The organism is Lacinutrix sp. Bg11-31 (assembly GCF_002831665.1).
GTDB lineage: Bacteria > Bacteroidota > Bacteroidia > Flavobacteriales > Flavobacteriaceae > Lacinutrix.
Map to the genome: position 1 here is coordinate 2,111,664 of NZ_CP025118.1, position 18,821 is coordinate 2,130,484.

Here is an 18,821-nt window from a genome sequence, read left to right on the forward strand (position 1 = left end):
TTAGTTTACTCATTCAAACGCTAGTGTTACGCATTTAGTGTTTTGTAAATGAAGCTTTGCAATTATATTGCTTTAAAAATGTATAATAATGAACAAATTACTTACCATATTAATGATTATTCTCTTTGCCAATACTTCTTTCTCACAAAACAACAACTATTCCAAATTATGGAATGATGTTGAAAATTTTGAAGTTGAAGGTTTGCCAAAATCGGCATTAAAGGCTTTAGAAAAAATTGAAGTTAAGGCTAAAGCCGAAAATAATTCGCCACAACTTATTAAAATAATGCTGTTTAAAAGTAAATTTATGCTAACGCTTGAAGAAGATGCACAGCTTAATATTATTGATGCTTTTAAAGCTGAAATTAAAATAAGTAAAGCACCTACTAAAAATGTTTTAGAGAATGTTTTAGCAACTTTGTACTGGCAATATTTTCAACAAAACAGATGGAAATTTTATAACAGAACAAAAACAAACGATAAAGTAGATACTATAGATTTTAGAACATGGGATTTAGAAACTTTGTTTGAAGAGGTACACTTGCACTATAAGAACTCGCTTGATAACGGATTGATTTTACAACAAACCAATTTAAAGGATTTTGATGTTATTATAAATAAACAAAAGAATTCTAGAATTTACAGACCAAGTCTATTCGACTTTTTAGCACACAATGCGCTTATTTTCTACAAACACCAAGAAAGTAGAATTACAAAGCCTGCTTATAAATTTATAATTGATGATACAAAGTATTTATCGGCTTCAAATGAATTTGCTAATTTAAGAATTACATCTAAAGACACGTCTTCTCTAGAATTTAATGCTTTAAAACTATATCAAGAACTTATAAAATTTCATTTAAAAGACAAAGAACCTTATGCTTTAGCTGATGCTAATATTGAACGTTTAAATTTTGTAAAACAATATGCTACTTTTAGTGATAAAGACAACGTTTACATTGCTGCTCTTAAAACTGAAATTGAAAAACATAAAACACACGAAGTTTCTGCATTGTATAGTTTTCAATTAGCCTCTATTTATAATGCGCAAGGCTCGACTTACAACTCTGTAAATAATACAGATGTAAGATGGAAAATTAAAGAAGCCATTGCAATTTGCGATAAAGCAATTACTAAGTTTCCAAATAGTAAAGGTGCTGAGCAGTGTAGCGTCTTAAAGCAGCACATGGAAAACCCTAGTTTGCAAATTACAACAGAAGCTACACTTCCTATTCAAACAGAAGCAAGACTTTTAGTAACGTATAAAGAGTTGGAAGCTATTAACCTTTCGGCTTATAAACTGTCTGAAAAGCAATACAAAAAATTCACAAAAACGTACAGACGTGATGAACAAGAAACATTTATTGCAAAACTAGATCCATTTAAAAGCTGGGAAGCATCTCTTAAAAACGAAAAAGATTACCAGAGACATTCTACAGAAATCTCACTAGCTAAATTAGATAATGGTCGTTATATTATTACAGTTAATACTAAAGCTTTAAAAGAAAATTTCAAAGCACATACATTGGTTCAAATTACCAATATTGCACTATTGGAGTATGACGATGCTCAAAAAAAATATTTACAATTTATAGATAGAAATAATGGAGAACCTATTGCAAATGCTAAAGTTGAAATAGATTACACTTATGGAAACGACGAAGTAGAAACTGTAAACACAACTGCAGATTCTAATGGTAAACTAACCATTACTAAATCAAGCAAAAGGCATAACAGTGCTAATATAAAAATTGAAACTTCTAACGATGTTGCGCATTACTCTAATCTATATATAAATAATTATTATAGAGATCGCAATCAAGACGAAAAACCAAGATACAACACCTTTGTTTTTACAGACCGAAGTATATACAGACCAGGACAAACGGTTTATTTTAAAGGTATTTCTATAAAAACGGAAGACAACAAGTCTGAAGTACTTCCAAACCAAAACATAAAAGCTTTGCTTTCTAATGTTAATGGTGAAATTGTAAAAGAACTCGAATTAAACACAAACGACTATGGCTCTGTTGCAGGAGAATTTATACTGCCAGAAGGCGGTTTAACAGGTAACTTTTCTATTCGTTTGCAAGGCAAATATTCACATGGTGGTTATACTAATATTCAAGTTGAAGAATATAAACGCCCTAAATTCGAAACCAATTTTAAACCCATTACCGAAACAATAAAAGTTAACGATAGTGTAAAAGTTACAGGAGAGGCTTTAGCTTTTGCAGGATCTACTATTAGCGATGCAAAAGTGGTATATCGTGTAAAACGAAATGTGCAATATCCACGTTGGTATTATTGGAGACAACCTAATAACACTGTAGATCAAGGTCAAGAAATTACACAAGGCGAAACCACTACAGATGCTGCAGGAAATTACGAGATTACCTTTAAAGCCATTCCAGACGAAAGTGTAGACAAAGCAAGTCTACCCATTTTTAATTACGAAATTACTGCAGATGTTACAGATATTAATGGAGAAACACGAAGCGCAACAACAATTGTAAATGTTGGTTATCATTCCTTAACTGCAATTATTGGTATTGAAAACAGTTTGGACAAAACCAATAAAGACCATAAAATTACAATAGACACCAAAAATTTAAATGGTGAATTTGTGCCAGCAAGAGGGACGCTTAAAATCTATAAACTAAAGGCACCAAATAATGTGCTACGTCCAAGACCTTGGCTTGCTCCAGATTATCAAAATTTTACAGAAACCGAATTTAAACAACGTTTCCCTCACGAAGCATTTACAAACGAACACCAAACTGAAAACTGGGAAAAAGGAGCATTGGTTTTTGATAAAAAATTCGATACCGAAAAATCAAAAGATCTAGATTTAGGAACCATTAAAAAGTGGCTACCTGGAGAATACATTGTACTACTTGAAACCAAAGATAAATTTGGTCAAGCCGTAAAAGATGAAGCAAAAACGAGACTGTTTAGTGATAAAGACACTGTTTTAGCAGATAACCAATTGTTTCGTATTACAACAGATAAAGAGCAATACGCAACTAACGATACCGTAGAATTAACGCTAGCAACTGCGGCAAACGATATTTGGGTAACTGTAGACGTAGAAAAAGAACACAAAATTATTAAAACAGAAATTGTAAAATTAAATAGAAACAGTAAAACCATTCGTATTCCTGTAAGTTCTAAAGATCTTGGCGGTTTTGTAGTGCATTATAGTTTTGCCGCTTTTAATAGCTTTCATACTAATACGGTTAAAATAAATGTGCCTTATCCTAAAACCGATTTAGAAATTGAAACGCTAACATTTAGAGATAGGCTTCAACCTGGAACAGACGAGACTTGGAAGTTTAAAATAAAAGGACCTAAAGGCGATAAAGTAGCTGCAGAGCTTTTAGCAAGTATGTACGACGCGTCTTTAGACGAATTTAAACCTCACAGTTGGAATTTTAATCCTATTCATCGTGCAACGTATTACTCTCGTTTTAGACGTAATGCCTACAAGAGTTTTGGAAACACAGGTTTTAATGTGAATAGAGATGTTTCTTTTAAAAGCTATGCGCAACCGCAAAGTTATGACCAATTAAACTGGTTTGGACTTGATTTAAATAACAAATGGCAATACCAACAGTACTTGAGAAATCTACAGCAAAAAAGGACAGTTTCTACTTACAATAAAGATTTAAAAGCTGGAACTGTTACAGGTATCGTTTATGGTAATGATGGCCTACCACTTCCAGGAGTAAATATTGTTGTTGAAGGTGAAATCACAGGCACAACAACAGATTTTGATGGAGTTTTTACAATTTCAGTAAAAAAAGGAGACAAATTAATACTTACTTATGTTGGCATTACACACTCAATTGTTATTGATAAAGAAAACACCTTTAAAATTCATCTAAATGAAAACAATTTAGAGGAAGTTGTTGTTACTGCTATGGGAATGAAAAGGAGTAAACAAAGAATGGCCTCTGCTCCTAACCAAATGATTCAAGCTGATGAATTATCTCAATCTGTTAACTCAAACGTGGTTCAAGAATTAGAAGGTAAAGCTTCTGGTCTAGCTGTTGGCTATGCTAATAATGAAGCATGGAGTCCACAAAATGATGGAAATGAATACAACGAAAAAGAAAAAACAGATTTCAGTGGTGTTAAAATCCGTAAAAACCTTCAAGAAACAGCATTTTTCTTTCCGCAATTACAAACAAATGAAAAAGGAGAAGTTAGTTTTAGTTTTACAACTCCAGAAGCATTAACCAAATGGAAATTGCAATTGTTGGCGCATACTAAAACATTAGAAAACGCAACAACATCGCTAACAACAGTAACTCAAAAAGAATTGATGGTGCTACCAAATGTACCACGTTTTTTACGTCAAGGTGATCAAATTAAAATCTCAACTAAAATATCTAATCTTACTAAAAAAGAATTAGAAGGTGTTGCAGTGCTTCAGTTGTTCGATGCCTTATCGGGAGAATCTATAGATGGTAAATTATCTAACGCTTATAACGAGTTAGGATTCACTGTAGGTGCAAAAGGTAACACAAGTGTAACTTGGAGTATTGATGTAACGGACGATGTGCAAGCTATTCAATATAAAATAATAGCTAAATCTGGTAATTATAGCGATGGCGAACAAAATGCGCTACCTGTTTTAACCAATAGAATGTTAGTGACAGAAAGTTTACCAATGTGGATTAGAAGCAATCAAACAAAAACTTTTACCTTAGATAAGTTAAAAAACAATGCCTCAACAACACTTAAAAACCATAAATTAACGTTAGAAATGACTAGTAATCCAGCTTGGTACGCTGTACAAGCATTACCATATTTAATGGAATATCCTTACGAGTGTAACGAGCAAACCTTCTCACGTTTTTATGCAAATGCGCTAGCTAGCCATATTGCAAACTCGAATCCTAGAATTCAAGAAGTGTTTAACCAATGGAAAAACACAGATGCTTTATTAAGTAACTTAGAAAAAAATCAAGAATTAAAATCTATTTTAATTCAAGAAACACCTTGGTTACGAGATGCGCAAAGTGAAACCGAACAAAAAAAACGTATTGCGTTGTTATTCGATTTAAATAAAATGAATAACGAATTGTCACGTGCTAAAAACAAACTAGAACAAAACCAAATGTCTAGTGGTGCTTGGTCTTGGTTTGGCGATTATCGTCCAAATAGATATATCACTCAACATATTATTACTGGCTTTGGACACTTGAAGAAGCTTGAAGTAACTTCAAACGCTTCAGAAACAGCCTTAATGATTGATAAAGCTTTAAATTATCTTGATGATGAATTTGTTAAAGAATACAAAGACATTAGAAAATATGATAAAGATGCCGATTTAAATACTGATAGACTAAGTTACACGCAATTACACTATTTATACATGCGAAGTTTCTTCCCAGAGAAGAAACCAAATAAAGAAGTTAGTGAGATTATGGACTATTACCATTCTCAAATTAAAAGCTATTGGTTAAAAAGATCATTATATGCAAAAGGTATGATGGCTTTGGTTGCACATAGAAATAAAGATGAGGCAACTTCTGCTAAAATTTTAAACTCTTTAAAAGAAACGAGTATTACTAGCGAAGAATTAGGCATGTATTGGAAAGCAAATACAAATTCGTGGTATTGGTATCAAGCACCAATTGAAACGCAAGCGTTAATGATTGAAGCTTTTTCTGAAGCTGGAACGACTATTCAAAACGAAGCGAAGAATCTAGCAACAATAGATGAGCTTAAAATTTGGTTGCTAAAAAACAAGCAAACCAATCGTTGGAAAACTACAAAAGCAACTACAGATGCTGTTTATGCTTTATTGCTTCAAGGAAGTGACTGGCTAAGTGTTACAGATATGGTAGAAGTAATAGTTGGAAACAATCCTATTGAGCCTTCAAAATTGGAGGCAGTAAAAGTAGAAGCTGGAACCGGTTATTACAAAACAGCTTGGAATGGTTCTGAAATTACACCAGAAATGGCTGATGTTAAAATCACCAAAAAAGGAAATGGTATTGCTTGGGGAAGTTTGTACTGGCAGTATTTCGAGGATTTAGATAAAATCACCTCAGCTGAAACACCTTTAAAACTGAAGAAAAAACTCTTCAAAAAAACAAATACAGATAAAGGTGAAGTAATTACAGATATTACTAAAGACACCAAGCTTAAAGTTGGAGATTTAGTTAGAGTACGCATAGAATTAAGAAGTGATCGTGCAATGGAATTTGTACACATGAAAGATATGCGAGCTGCTGGTTTAGAGCCTGTAAACGTATTGTCTAGTTACAAATACCAAGATGGCTTAGGCTATTATGAAGCTACAAAAGATGCGTCAACTAACTTCTTTTTCGATTATCTACCTAAAGGTATTTATGTTTTTGAATACGATTTACGTGTTAGTAATGCAGGAAATATGAGTAATGGTATTACAACAATCCAGAGTATGTATGCTCCTGAATATAGTAGCCATAGTGAAGGTGTTAGGATTACGGTTGAGTAAACAAAATAATAAGTAGCAATAAAAAAATGGAAGCTAAAATAGAATTTTAGTCTCAATTATTATTATATATTTAGCTCTCTTAAACACAAAACATGAAAAAAAAATTAACTATTGCATTATTCTTCTTTATCACTTTATCTTTTTCACAAGACTTCTCTGTTACTAAGAGTAGCATATTTAAAGACAAGAAAAAAAACTCATACCTATCTTTTGCCTTGGAAGCAGATAATGGCGGAATCGTTACAATTAGAGAATACCGTAAAGGTATGTTTCAAAAACTTAAAGGGTATTACATACAATGTTTCGACTCTAAATTAAAACTAATAAAAGAGATTGATTACGAAGTAAAAGACAAAAGAATTGAGAATGCATTTTTAAAGGATGGCACATTACATCTTATAGAAATTGAAAGTAAAAAGAAAGAAGATAAAATAGCTATCAATGTATCTTCAGCTAGCTTAAAAAGCCTCAGCTTTAGCACGAAAAAATTACTATCTTTTTCCGAAGATAATATCAAACAATACTTTGGAGTGGTACTCTTTCCTTTTTTTATTAATAACGGATTTAATCAGATAGATGGAAACCATATGGGAGAAATTGTATTTTCTGAAAACAAGAAATTCTTCGCAATTAATTTTGACTTCAAAAGCAAAGAAAAAGAAACTCATAAAATCTTTGTTTATAATGACAATTTTGAGAAAATTTATGATAAGCTAATTGTAAAAGATATTAAAGACAAGTTATTTGAATACAATAGCTTTGAGGTAGATGATCTAGATGGCACTACTTACTTCTTAGGAAAAGCTTACGAGAATAATTCTAATAAAACGAAGAAAAAAGGAAAAGTAAATTATCACTACGAGCTTAATAGAATCGATAAAGATGGAGAAAAAAACATTAGCTTTAAAACTGCTAACAAATTTGTTGAATCTTTATATTTAGTAAAAAACGAAAATAAGTTAGCCTGTGTTGGGTTTTATGGAAACGAAAAAGAACATAAAATTAATGGCGTTTGTCTTTTTGATTTAAACGCTAATACACTAGAAAAGAACTTTAGTAAGTTTAATGATTTTTCTAGTGAATTTTTAAATGATAAATATGGTAATAAAGAAGGTCGCAAAAAAAGAAAGAAAGATAAGGGTATAAAAAATATAGATTTTAAAAGTGTCGATATTATGGATAACGATGACATTGTTATTAATGCTGAAGAATTTTATATTACCACACACACCATGACGGGAGCTAATGGCTCAATGAGTACACGTACAGTATATCATTACAATGATATTATGGCAATGCGTTTAGAAAAAAATGGCAACTTAAAATGGGCAAGAAATATTAATAAAGCACAAACCGGTACCTTAACAAGTTCTTTTACAACTTTATCTATAAATGGTTCAACACATTTTTTTATAAACTGTTCTGATAAAATCAAGAAATTAAGTGCAGATAGAATTTCTTTTAAACAAACCTCTTCTAAAAAATCTAATTTATATGTCATCTCTATTGATGAAAATGGAGACTTTACTTATAAAAAATTAGTTGATGATAAGGATTCTAAAGTTTACTATAAAGTAAGAAACGGTATTGCTAACTCAGAAAAACAAAGTGTGTTTTTACTTGGAGAAAAGAAAAAAAACGGACAAATATTGAAACTTGAATTAAAATAATATTCAAAAAATTAAAGTAACAATTAAGTTGCAAAAGCCTTCAAAAAATTAATATTGAAGGCTTTTTATGTTAGTAATTAAACATATTACGACTATATATACTGGTAATATGTTTAATTACTAACCAAAAATCGATAATTATGAATCCAAAAGTATTTATGATTCTAAGAATTTTACTAGGAATCTTCGTTTTAATCTTCGGAATAAACAAATTTTTAAATTTTTTACCAGCTCCAGAAGGTATGAGTGCTGATGCAGGCGCATATTTTGGCGCATTGGTAAACTCAAAAACCATGGCTTTAGTAGCTATAGTAGAAATAGTTGCTGGTCTAGCATTAATCTTCAATAAATTTGGAGCATTAATGGCTATTATATTAATGAGTGTATCTATAAATGCAGTATTATTTCACGCTGTTTTAGACTCTGCTAATATAGCTCCAGCTTTAGCTTTATTAGCATTAAATATTGTAGCTTTAATAGGCTACAAACACAAATACAAATATTTACTAAGTTAATTTTGTAGTAAACCTTTCGGTCATCTTAAAAAAGCCTTTCAGAATTTAATTTTGAAAGGTTTTTTAATTTTTAACTCACTATATTTGTAACGTGATACAATTAGCAACATTTTTATTTATTGGAGGCCCAGAAATGATTTTAATTATACTAGCTATAATTATGATATTTGGCGCCAAAAACATTCCTGAGATAGCTCGAGGTTTAGGCAAAGGTATGCGTATGCTTAAAGATGCTAGTAATGATATTAAAACCGAAATCACCAAAACTGCAGAGAAACAAGGCTTAGACACAAGCATTACAAAAGATGTGCAAGAAGAGCTAAAAAAAGTTAAAGACGAGTTTGAAGATTTCACTGGCTCTATTAGTAGAAAAATGTAATTCTCATTAAAACTATCTTCTTTTTTATAATTTCATATTTTAAAAGTTAATAAAATGTGAAATATTTAATATATTTAGAATCTAACCCTTAAAATATATTGAATGAAAACCAATACCTTCAAGCTACTTCTAGTAGCACTAGTTATCATGTCGTCTTGTGCAAAAGACACGACAAACGATTTTCAAGAAGAAGCACAACAACTTGCAGACCAATCTAAACCATTAACCATTCAAGAAATTAATGCCGAAATTGAAACACAAATCAATAAAGGTGAAGAATTTGACTGGAAAAATGAATCAGACCATTTTATTTGGAGTGCTGTTATTCATGGCGATAATATTTTAACTATTGGTTATGGAAGCGAAAATGAAAGTTTCAGCGAAAACCGCACTTCTGCATTAGAAACAAAAAAAGACGCTATTTTAAAAATTGTTGAAAGTAAAGAAAACTACAAACGAGGAAAAGAAACTGTTGTAGAGCATGAAATAATTAATGTTATCGATGTTAAAGTTGAAAACTTCGAAACAATAAAAGTGCTTAGAAAAACAGAAGGTATTCGTTATTTAGAGCCTAATGGATATAATCATTATGCTCAAGATGAAGTTAATAATCTTAGATTATCAAGTTCAGGTTGCAATAAAAATGGAGAATCTATAAATAGCGCACATTACACTACTATTAATCCAAATAACGCGCAAGTTTCATGGCATTTTAATGAACATAATATTCCTCAAGCATGGAATTATAGTACAGGAGCTGGAGTAACTATAGGATTAATAGACACAGGTGTTTCTCAATCTCAGTCACTTTTAAATGGTAACGGGTTTAAAGATGGTTACTCTTCTAATTCAAGGTATATTCAAAAATACGGAACCTTTATAGACTCCAATTGGTGGTGGTCTAGCAATTACGATGGAGTACACGATAAATGTGGTCACGGTACAGCAATGGCCTCTACAATTTCAGCACCACGTAATGATAACGGAATGCCAGTTGGTGTAGCTTACAATGCAAATTTAGTAGCTTATAGAGCGACAGAAGATGTGTTATTAAACGATTACCATGAACGCAAAGGTGTTTCTAAAGCTTTAATTGCTTTAGGGAATAGAAGTGATGTAAAAATAATCTCTATGTCTATTGGTTACCTATGGTCTATTGGTAATATTAAAGATGCTGTTAAATATGCAAATAGTAAAGGGAAGCTTATTTTTGCTGCAGGAGGTACTTCTACTAGTTTCACTAATGGTTATGGTGTTATTTTCCCTGCAACCATGAGTGAAACAGTTGCAGTAACAGGAGTAACAGATGGTAGTAACTACGAAAGATGCAACGTTTGCCACAGTGGTAGTAAAATAGATTTCACTATTATTATGGAAGGAGACAATAATACTAGTAAAGCGCCACCTGTTTTAGGGTTTTACAACAACCAGAGACGTTATTCTGGTGGTTCGTCTGTAGCAACAGCAACTACTGCTGGTATTGCTGCTTTAGTTTGGGCTAAACATCCAACTTGGAGTAAAATTCAAGTATTAAATAAATTAAAGCAATCTGCAGATTTATACCCTAACAAAAGCTCAAGTTTTGGTTATGGGAATATTGATGCTTTACAAGCTGTACAGTAAGATTATATATTATTTTAAGAATAAAAAAAAGCCTCTTCATTATTTGAAGAGGCTTTTCTATTACTATAATCGTTACATTTTTACAAAACATATTTTTCGAAAATATCTTCTAGTTCTTTTTCTGGATTATCGGTTAAACCAGAATGCGTTTTAGAACTTTGTATAACCGTACTTCTTGATGCAGCTAACCATCTAAACCTATCGGATAATTCAAACGTACCAATAACTCCAGCAGACTTATCTCCTTTGCAAATTAAATCCCAAGATTTTAGATAGTTATTTAAAGCTTCTAGATCTAGTTCGCATGAGAAAGCATTTAATTTTGCACTGTCGATGCTGTATTTAACATCAAGGAATTTTTTTCTTTTAGAAAATAAAATCACTCCAATATTAAAAAACTCCTCACGTTCTACTCTAGGAGCTAATCTTATAATCGCGTATTCAAAAGTTACTTTATCTTGCATCTTGAGCCTCTTTAACTAGTGAATCAATCATTGATAACTTAGCATTTAAATACTCAATATAAGCAGCTCTTATTTCGTTTGGTTTTAAGGTGTCAGATTCGTTTAATAACCAATCTTCAGGAATAGTATTTATAATATCTTCAATAGTGTCTTTATCCAAAGCCTTTATTATGTCTTTAGATGCATTCTGTAAATCTGTAGCACGACTTAAAAGCACATGGTCTTTTATTAACGGAAACATTCTTGTTAAATGATTTCTCCATGTTTCCCAATTATGATGAAAATAGAAACTCGCACCATTATCTATAACCCATAATTCTTTATTCCAATTTAATACATTTGGATTTTTAGCCGTTCGGTCGATATTACTAATAATACTATCCAATAATACAACTTTAGACGCTGTTTTGGCATCTGCAACAGACGCTAATGGATCGAAGGTTATAGAACCACTTAAATAGTGTAAACCTAAATTTAAGCCTACGCTAAACTTCAGTAAATCTTGTATTTCTTCGTCTGGTTCTGTTTTACTAAACGAATCGTCTAAATTCATAAATACCAACTCTGGCACTTTTAAACCAATAGCTCGTGCTAATTCGCCTCCAATAAACTCAGCAATCAACGCTTTTTTTCCCTGTCCAGCACCTCTAAATTTTAAGACATATAGAAAATCGTCGCTAGCTTTAACAATAGCAGGTAAAGAACCACCTTCTCTTAAAGGCGTAATGTATTGTGTAACATCAACGGTTCTTATATTTAGTTTACTCATAAAGTATATTACAATTTTCTACTAATAGTTAAGCCATCACGAATAGGTAAAACTACCGTTTCTACTCTTTTGTCTTCTTTTAAAAGTGTGTTATATTCTAAAACAGCTTTCGTCATTTTGTCTTTAGGATTAAGCACTTCAATTACTTTTCCGCTCCATAAAACATTATCAGATAATATAATTCCACCAGGATTCATTTTATCGATAATTAAGTTGAAATAATTAACATAGTTATCCTTATCGGCATCTATAAAAACTAAATCAAAGGTTTTATTAAGCTCCGGAATAATCTCTAAAGCGTTTCCTAAATGCTGATTTATTTGTGTTCCGTATTCAGACTTATCGAAAAACTCACGTTGAAAATCAAAGAGTTCTTCATTTATATCTATAGTATCAAGAGTTCCGTTAAGTTGTAAACCTTCGGCCAAACACAAAGTTGAATAACCGGTAAAAGTTCCTATTTCTAGAATATGTTTCGGATTAATTAATTTAGAAATCATACTCAAAACACGACCTTGATAAGGTCCACTAGACATGCGAGGTTGTAATATTTTCCTAAAAGTATCGCGTGTTAATTGTTGTAGTAATTCGGGTTCGTTTTCAGAATGCGCTACTACGTAGTCGTCTAATTTTTCTGGTATAAAATGCATGTATATTTACTAGATATTGAAGGTGTTAAAACCTTACAACATCTGTTTTTTAAATTAACCTAAAATTCGTTTTACTAATTTATCTTTAGCTGCTTGATCGTCTCCACATAACCATTGTATAACGTTATCTTCCCAAATAGCATCACGTTCTGTTTCTGTAATAATTTTTCTTTCTATTGCTAAATCTAAAATTTTACCAGGATAAGAACTTTGTTTTTCACTTTCCATTTCTCCTAAAGGATAAGGATCATCAAGTCCCATTAAAACTTGTTTAGAACCTTGGTTTTTTAATAATAAATCTAATCCGCCAGTATCGTGTACTAAAGTATCGAAAAAGATGTTTTTATGTCCAACCGCTTTTCTGGGATGGCTTTTCCCTTCAAATAAATCTGGTCTACCATCAAAACCTTGAATACGTCGTCCTAAATTTATTTGTGCTAATTGTCCACCATGAGCAAAACAAGTTCTCATATTTGGATACTTGTCTTGATAACCGTTTAAAGTTAAAAAGTGGTATGCATCTGCACATTGTGCTAACATCCATATTAAATGAAAACGCCAAGACGTGTTTTCTAATTTTATAAATTTCTCACCATCGTAAGGATGAATTTCTACAGCTAAATTATATTTATTAGCCAGTTCAAAAATAGGCTCATTTTCTTCATCAAAAATACAACGCCAAGTTCCAATAGTATCCATATAATGAGTTGGCAAACAAAGCAATTGCAGACCTAACTCTTCTACACAACGTTCAATTTCCCAGCACGCTCCACGAACAAAACCAGGATGTACCACAAAACCACAAGTAAATTTACTTGGGTTTTCTCGCTGTACTTTAGCATTAAAATCGTTTTGAAACTTAAGAGCCTGCTTCATTTCTTCCACACGCAAACCGTTACCATATAATTGCGATAAGTTTAAAACAACTGCATGGTCAATTTTAAAACGCTCCATCCAAGCTAGTTTTTCATCTAAAAAAAAACTAGAATCTGTAATTGGTCTGTTCCAATCTTTTTGAAGCATGAATTTTCGATCTTTATCCACCCAAAAAATTTCTTTGTCTTGCATAAACTGAGGGATTTCCTCTGGATAAGGTAATAGATGTGAGTGACCGTTAATTCTAAGTTTACGTTTTTCCATTTTGTCTTTCCTACGAAGGCAGGAATCTTATTAATGTCATTCCGTTTTATTAAACAGATTGCCGCAAAAAAAGGCTCGCAATGACAGGTTGGTTTTTGTTTAATCTACTTTATTTTACTTGGTGGTTGCATAACTGTACTGCATTTTTTACAAGTACGTTTTTCTTCATTGTTATAAAACTTATCAAAAATCACTGGCATATCAGTTTCAATATTATCAAGTTTAAACTTTTTCTTATATAGTTTTTCATTACAATTTTCGCAATACCAAACTAAAGCATCCTTCATTTTTTTAGATCGAGGATACTCAATTACTAAGCCTACTGTGTTTTCACCACGTTGCGGAGAATGCGGTACTTTAGGAGGTAATAAATAAATATCACCTTCATTAATATGCACATCTTTAGGTGTGTCTCCATCCATTATTTTTAAAACCATATCGCCTTCTAGCTGGTAGAAAAACTCTGGTGTTTCGTTATAGTGGTAATCCTTTCTATTATTTGGTCCACCAACAACCATAACAATAAAATCGCCATCTTTCCAAACGCATTTATTGCCAACAGGTGGTTTTAAAAGGTGTCTATTTTCTTCAATCCAGGCTTTAAAATTTAAAGGAGAAACTAATTTACTCATAATACAAATTTTATGTTTTTATCATCCCAAGCTAAATTTAGGATTTTAATATATTTTGGGCGTTACCCTAAAAAGGGTCAGGCTATTTGTTATATCTTTTTTGCGAAAGGCAAAAAAGGATGCCACTTCTATCCTTAACGCAAATTAATCAATTCAATAAAATTAATGATAATTGAACAGATTGCCACGATTTTTTAAAAAGAAAAAATCTCGCAATGACAGATATAATTATAAAGACTTCGTTCTTCCGCCATCAACCGGAAGATTAATTCCGTTAATATATGCTGCACGCTCGCTCGCTAGAAACGTAATAGCATCTGCTAATTCTTCTGGCTTAGCAAAACGTTTTGCAGGTACTGCACTTTTCATGGTATTTGCAGATTCCTCTTCTGTATTTCCAGATTTAGCCGATTTGTTTTTAATAATTTCAGCCAAACGATCTGTTCCTGTTGCTCCTGGCAACACGTTATTTACAGTAATACCAAACTGTCCAAGCTCGTTAGCTAACGTCTTACTCCAATTGGCAACTGCACCACGAATGGTATTACTTACACCAAGACCATCTAAAGGCTGTTTAACAGACGTTGAAATAACGTTAATAATACGACCAAATTTTTCATCTTTCATAAACGGAACAACCGCTTGTGCTAATACATGGTTGCATTTTAAGTGTTGTGTAAAAGCTGCTTCAAATTCATCTACGTGAGCAGAAAAAGCAGGCCCTCCTTTTGGTCCACCAGTATTATTTACCAAAATATGAAAGCCATGATGATTAGAAACATATTCTGAAACTTTATATTTTAATTCCGAAGGATCAGAAAAATCTGCAACTATGTAATTGTGGTCTCTATGTTGTGGTAACTCTTTTAAAGTCGCTTTTAATTTATCTTCGTTTCTAGCAATAAGCGTTACTTGCACACCTTCTTCGGCTAATGCCATTGCTGTTGCTTTTCCTATTCCTGCTGTACTTCCGCAAACTAATGCGTATTTATTGTTTAAGTTTAGATTCATAATATAAGTTTTATACCTTGTCAAGCGCAGTCGAAACCTTGCTTTCAATTGATAATTATTTTTTAGTTTTAAACCTCACGACTACACTAGAGGAGATCTTTTATTTTAATTTTATAAGCTCAGTTACTCATCATAAAATAGCCCTTTTGCTTTATTAAATAAGCTATTACTTTTATTTTTTAACGATTCACCTGCTTCTTCTAATGCTTTACCGCTTAATTGATCATCTATTTTTTGTGATAGTATTTTTAAAGTCTCTATCATTTCAAAAATTTCTTTGGTATGCGAAACATCATTTTCAATTAATACTTTTTCCCAATCAATAGCAGATAATATTGAAAAGATATATTTTGTTGCTATTTTACTTAAAAAATATTTATCATAAAAACCATTTAAGACTTTGTCTGGTTCTCTGTTTTTTAAATAGTCTATCGACTCATCAATATTAGTTTTATCACTACTAGATACAAATACACTTGTTTTTAATTTTTGTAGCGATACTATTGCTTTTTCGTTGTCTTCATTTTTAAGATATAAATAAGTTTCAATAGACCAAACAATTTCATTATCTACTCCTAGTTTTTTTGAATCGGATAAAAACACCTCAAAATCTTCAAGTGCTCGTTGCTCATCTATTTCTCTATCCATCATAAGTCTATTAAAACCTCTGAATAGATGATTTATAGAATGAAAACCAATATGTGTTTGTTTGTTATCTAAATTTCCCCATTTAAACATTGCTCTTGTTAAAGGTAAATCTACATCTTGATTCTCATCGAGCCAATTTATATTTCTGGTAATCTCATCTTCAGAAAGGTAGTTTAATCCTTTTTCAAAAAAAACAAAACCTCTAAAATATTGAATAAGTGTTTTAAGTTCTGAATCTGCTAAAAATTCGGGTTGTGTTTTTGAGCATTCATACAAAGCAACTTCTTTACCCAAATCTTTACTTAATAAAACAATTGCACTTAAAATAGCATGCTCAAAAGCCTCTGCTTCTTTCTTTTTAAGACCTGTTAAATAAGGTTCGTTTTGAGATGAATCTCCATATGTATTATTTAATGCTTCGGTTAGTGTTGGGAACAAATCTTCATCTGTTTCCATTATAAAATCTTGCATTTTTTTATAATCGCGATATATAGAAATATACTCCAAAACTGAGAGCTCTTCATTTTCACTTAGCTTCTCTAGTTTTTTAAATGTATTATCTAAATTGGTTTTAAACTTTATAAATTCTTCTGCATCTATTTTAGTTTCGTCTTGCGAATAAAAGGTAGAGTCCTTCTTTGCAGATGCTCTAATTAATATTTTACCAAACTTATAACCTGCTACTTTTCCAGCATCTAGATTTTCAATAAGTGTCTGTTTATCTTTTTCTATAAGTGCCTCATCTGTTTTATCTTCTGTAGAGCAACTACATAAAATTAGTATGAATATAAATATTACTTTTCTCATTTTTAATGGACTAATATTTTATACAAACATTCTTAGCTTCGGTAAAAAAGCGTAAGGCTTCAAAACCACCTTCACGTCCAACTCCTGAAGCTTTTACACCACCAAAAGGTGTACGCAAATCGCGCATCATCCAAGTGTTAACCCAAACTATACCAGCTTGTAATTCGTTACTCATTTTCATGGTACGTTTTAAGTTGTTTGTCCATAGTGTTGCAGACAAACCATACTTTACTTTATTTGCCATTTTTAAGACTTCGTCTTCTGTATTAAAAGGCATAATGGTAACTACAGGTCCAAAAATTTCTTCTTGGTTCACTCTGCATTCATCGTTTGGAACTTCAATAACTGTAGGTTCTAGATAGTAACCGTTTTCATAACCTTTTACAGTCACTTCATTTCCTCCGCAAAGGATTGTTCCATTTTCCGCTTTAGCGATATTTATATATTCTTTTACTTTTTCTATATGTGGTTTGGATACTAATGCTCCAATATTAGTTGAAGCTTCAGATGGATGCCCGACTTTTAAAGCCTTCACTTTGACAACAAAATCTTTTTTAAATTTCTCGTAAATAGAAGCTTCCACAAAAATGCGGCTTCCACATAAGCAAATCTGTCCTTGATTGGCAAATGATGAACGTACTGTTGTGTCTAACATATCATCATAATCGCAATCTGCAAAAATGATGTTTGGGTTTTTGCCTCCTAATTCTAACGATAATTTTTTAAACATTGGAGCTGCTACTTTTGCAATATGCGCTCCTGTTGCTGTTCCTCCTGTAAAGCTAATTGCTTTTATGTCTTCATGTTCTATAATGGCTTGTCCTGTAGAGCCGCCAAGTCCATGCACAATATTTAAAACACCTTTTGGGAGTCCTGCTTCGTTACAAATCTCACCTAATAAATAAGCGGTCATTGGTGTTACTTCGCTTGGTTTGGCAACCACGCAATTTCCTGCTGCAATTGCTGGAGCGATTTTCCATGTAAATAAATAAAGTGGAAGGTTCCAAGGTGAAATACAACCCACAACACCAATAGGTTGACGTAAGGTGTAATTTATGGCTTGTCCAACGCTTTCGTGACTTTCGCTTGCAAACTGTGTGATTGCATTTCCGAAAAAACGAAAGTTACTTGCTGCTCTTGGTATATCTACTGCTTTTGCTAAGCTAATAGGTTTTCCGTTGTCTTTACTTTCTGCTTCCGCGAAGCGTTGTAAATTGGCTTCTATTAACTCTGAAATTTTTATTAGTATTCTACTACGTTCTTCGATACTAGTTTGTGACCAACTAGGAAAAGCAGATTTTGCAGCTATATATGCGTTTTCTACATCTTCTTTTGTCGAGTTAGGAATTTGCCCGTAAACTTCTCCATTGCTAGGATTGTAGTTGTCTATCCACCCATTAGCAATGGGAAGCATAAATTTTCCATTTATGTAGTTTTTTATGTTTTCCATATTTGTCATTCCTGCGTAGGCAGGAATCTACTTTTTAATTATCATTTATTATGGATTCCTGCCTTCGCAGGAATGACAGTTAAGATTTCTTATAAGCCATAACCTTAATCTCCACCACCAAATCGGGATGTGGTAATTGATGTACTGCAACAGTTGTTCTGGTTGGCCCAGTTTCTTTGTCAAAAAACTCAGCGTAAGCTTTGTTGTAATCTGCAAAGTCATTCATGTTTACTAAAAATGAAGTAACATCTACAACGTCTTTTAAACTGGCTCCAACTTTTTTAAGATTGGTGTCTATGTTTTTTAAAACTTCTTGCGTTTGTGTGTAGGAGTTTAGTTTTTTGGTTCCCATTTCGTCGATAATATCAACTCCAGCAATACTGTTATCTGCTCTACGAGAACTTGTTCCTGAAACGAAAATGAAATCGCCCACTTGTTTTACGTGTGGATATGCTCCTCTTGGTGTTACCTTTGTTCCTTCCATATTTGTCATTCCTGCGAAGGCAGGAATCTTTTTAATGTTAGCTTAAATTCTTCTTTCTTTTTGTTATTCCTGCGAAGGCAGGAATG

14 protein-coding genes are annotated in these 18,821 nt (G+C 32.2%); 5 read left to right on the forward strand and 9 right to left on the reverse strand.

What is annotated here, in order from left to right:
- Positions 1-88: 88 nt before the first annotated feature.
- The 5 genes from CW733_RS09535 to CW733_RS09555 all read left to right on the forward strand — a co-directional run bounded on the left by CW733_RS09535 (position 89) and on the right by CW733_RS09555 (position 10,680).
- Positions 89-6,493 (forward strand): alpha-2-macroglobulin, encoded by a 6,405-nt coding sequence (locus tag CW733_RS09535; protein ID WP_100996968.1) that lies wholly within the window; start codon positions 89-91, stop codon positions 6,491-6,493.
- Positions 6,494-6,585: 92 nt separating this feature from the next.
- Positions 6,586-8,163: a hypothetical protein gene (locus tag CW733_RS09540; protein ID WP_100996969.1), complete on the forward strand. Its 1,578-nt coding sequence runs from the start codon at positions 6,586-6,588 to the stop codon at positions 8,161-8,163.
- A 140-nt stretch (positions 8,164-8,303) separates the two neighbouring features.
- Complete coding sequence (locus CW733_RS09545; RefSeq protein ID WP_100996970.1) at positions 8,304-8,678, forward strand: DoxX family membrane protein; 375 nt, start codon at positions 8,304-8,306, stop codon at positions 8,676-8,678.
- Between the two features lie 91 nt (positions 8,679-8,769).
- Positions 8,770-9,057 carry a twin-arginine translocase TatA/TatE family subunit gene (locus CW733_RS09550; RefSeq protein ID WP_232730343.1) on the forward strand — a complete coding sequence of 96 codons (288 nt, stop codon included), beginning with the start codon at positions 8,770-8,772 and terminating at the stop codon, positions 9,055-9,057.
- A 102-nt stretch (positions 9,058-9,159) separates the two neighbouring features.
- Positions 9,160-10,680, forward strand: coding sequence for a S8 family serine peptidase (locus tag CW733_RS09555; RefSeq protein ID WP_100996971.1), 1,521 nt, complete (start codon positions 9,160-9,162; stop codon positions 10,678-10,680).
- A gap of 80 nt (positions 10,681-10,760) precedes the next feature.
- Here CW733_RS09555 and CW733_RS09560 read toward each other — a convergent pair whose 3' ends face one another.
- The 9 genes from CW733_RS09560 to CW733_RS09600 all read right to left on the reverse strand — a co-directional run bounded on the left by CW733_RS09560 (position 10,761) and on the right by CW733_RS09600 (position 18,735).
- The gene (locus CW733_RS09560; RefSeq protein WP_100996972.1) at positions 10,761-11,144 is read right to left on the reverse strand and encodes a DUF3037 domain-containing protein; all 384 of its coding nucleotides are present in this window, start codon (positions 11,142-11,144) and stop codon (positions 10,761-10,763) included.
- Positions 11,134-11,913: a HipA family kinase gene (locus CW733_RS09565; protein ID WP_100996973.1), complete on the reverse strand. Its 780-nt coding sequence runs from the start codon at positions 11,911-11,913 to the stop codon at positions 11,134-11,136. The genes CW733_RS09560 and CW733_RS09565 overlap by 11 nt, the downstream gene beginning before the upstream one ends.
- A gap of 8 nt (positions 11,914-11,921) precedes the next feature.
- Positions 11,922-12,563, reverse strand: a complete 642-nt coding sequence (locus CW733_RS09570; protein WP_100996974.1) for an O-methyltransferase — start codon at positions 12,561-12,563, stop codon at positions 11,922-11,924.
- 54 nt (positions 12,564-12,617) lie between these two features.
- On the reverse strand, positions 12,618-13,703 hold the full coding sequence (locus CW733_RS09575) for an amidohydrolase family protein (protein ID WP_100996975.1): 1,086 nt from the start codon (positions 13,701-13,703) through the stop codon (positions 12,618-12,620).
- A gap of 104 nt (positions 13,704-13,807) precedes the next feature.
- On the reverse strand, positions 13,808-14,335 hold the full coding sequence (locus CW733_RS09580; protein ID WP_100996976.1) for a 3-hydroxyanthranilate 3,4-dioxygenase: 528 nt from the start codon (positions 14,333-14,335) through the stop codon (positions 13,808-13,810).
- A gap of 228 nt (positions 14,336-14,563) precedes the next feature.
- Positions 14,564-15,346 (reverse strand): SDR family oxidoreductase, encoded by a 783-nt coding sequence (locus tag CW733_RS09585; RefSeq protein ID WP_100996977.1) that lies wholly within the window; start codon positions 15,344-15,346, stop codon positions 14,564-14,566.
- A 123-nt stretch (positions 15,347-15,469) separates the two neighbouring features.
- Positions 15,470-16,801 (reverse strand): short-chain dehydrogenase, encoded by a 1,332-nt coding sequence (locus CW733_RS09590; RefSeq protein ID WP_100996978.1) that lies wholly within the window; start codon positions 16,799-16,801, stop codon positions 15,470-15,472.
- A 10-nt stretch (positions 16,802-16,811) separates the two neighbouring features.
- Complete coding sequence (locus CW733_RS09595) at positions 16,812-18,251, reverse strand: aldehyde dehydrogenase (RefSeq protein WP_100998756.1); 1,440 nt, start codon at positions 18,249-18,251, stop codon at positions 16,812-16,814.
- Positions 18,252-18,330: 79 nt separating this feature from the next.
- Positions 18,331-18,735: a RidA family protein gene (locus tag CW733_RS09600; RefSeq protein WP_055435764.1), complete on the reverse strand. Its 405-nt coding sequence runs from the start codon at positions 18,733-18,735 to the stop codon at positions 18,331-18,333.
- Between the last annotated feature and the right edge of the window lie 86 nt (positions 18,736-18,821).

Coding starts and splice junctions, on each gene's coding strand:
- CW733_RS09535 (WP_100996968.1), top strand. CDS start 89: ATGAACAAATTACTTACCATATTAATGATTATTCTCTTTGCCAATACT.
- CW733_RS09540 (WP_100996969.1), top strand. CDS start 6,586: ATGAAAAAAAAATTAACTATTGCATTATTCTTCTTTATCACTTTATCT.
- CW733_RS09545 (WP_100996970.1), top strand. CDS start 8,304: ATGAATCCAAAAGTATTTATGATTCTAAGAATTTTACTAGGAATCTTC.
- CW733_RS09555 (WP_100996971.1), top strand. CDS start 9,160: ATGAAAACCAATACCTTCAAGCTACTTCTAGTAGCACTAGTTATCATG.
- CW733_RS09560 (WP_100996972.1), bottom strand. CDS start 11,144: ATGCAAGATAAAGTAACTTTTGAATACGCGATTATAAGATTAGCTCCT.
- CW733_RS09565 (WP_100996973.1), bottom strand. CDS start 11,913: ATGAGTAAACTAAATATAAGAACCGTTGATGTTACACAATACATTACG.
- CW733_RS09570 (WP_100996974.1), bottom strand. CDS start 12,563: ATGCATTTTATACCAGAAAAATTAGACGACTACGTAGTAGCGCATTCT.
- CW733_RS09575 (WP_100996975.1), bottom strand. CDS start 13,703: ATGGAAAAACGTAAACTTAGAATTAACGGTCACTCACATCTATTACCT.
- CW733_RS09580 (WP_100996976.1), bottom strand. CDS start 14,335: ATGAGTAAATTAGTTTCTCCTTTAAATTTTAAAGCCTGGATTGAAGAA.
- CW733_RS09585 (WP_100996977.1), bottom strand. CDS start 15,346: ATGAATCTAAACTTAAACAATAAATACGCATTAGTTTGCGGAAGTACA.
- CW733_RS09590 (WP_100996978.1), bottom strand. CDS start 16,801: ATGAGAAAAGTAATATTTATATTCATACTAATTTTATGTAGTTGCTCT.
- CW733_RS09595 (WP_100998756.1), bottom strand. CDS start 18,251: ATGGAAAACATAAAAAACTACATAAATGGAAAATTTATGCTTCCCATT.
- CW733_RS09600 (WP_055435764.1), bottom strand. CDS start 18,735: ATGGAAGGAACAAAGGTAACACCAAGAGGAGCATATCCACACGTAAAA.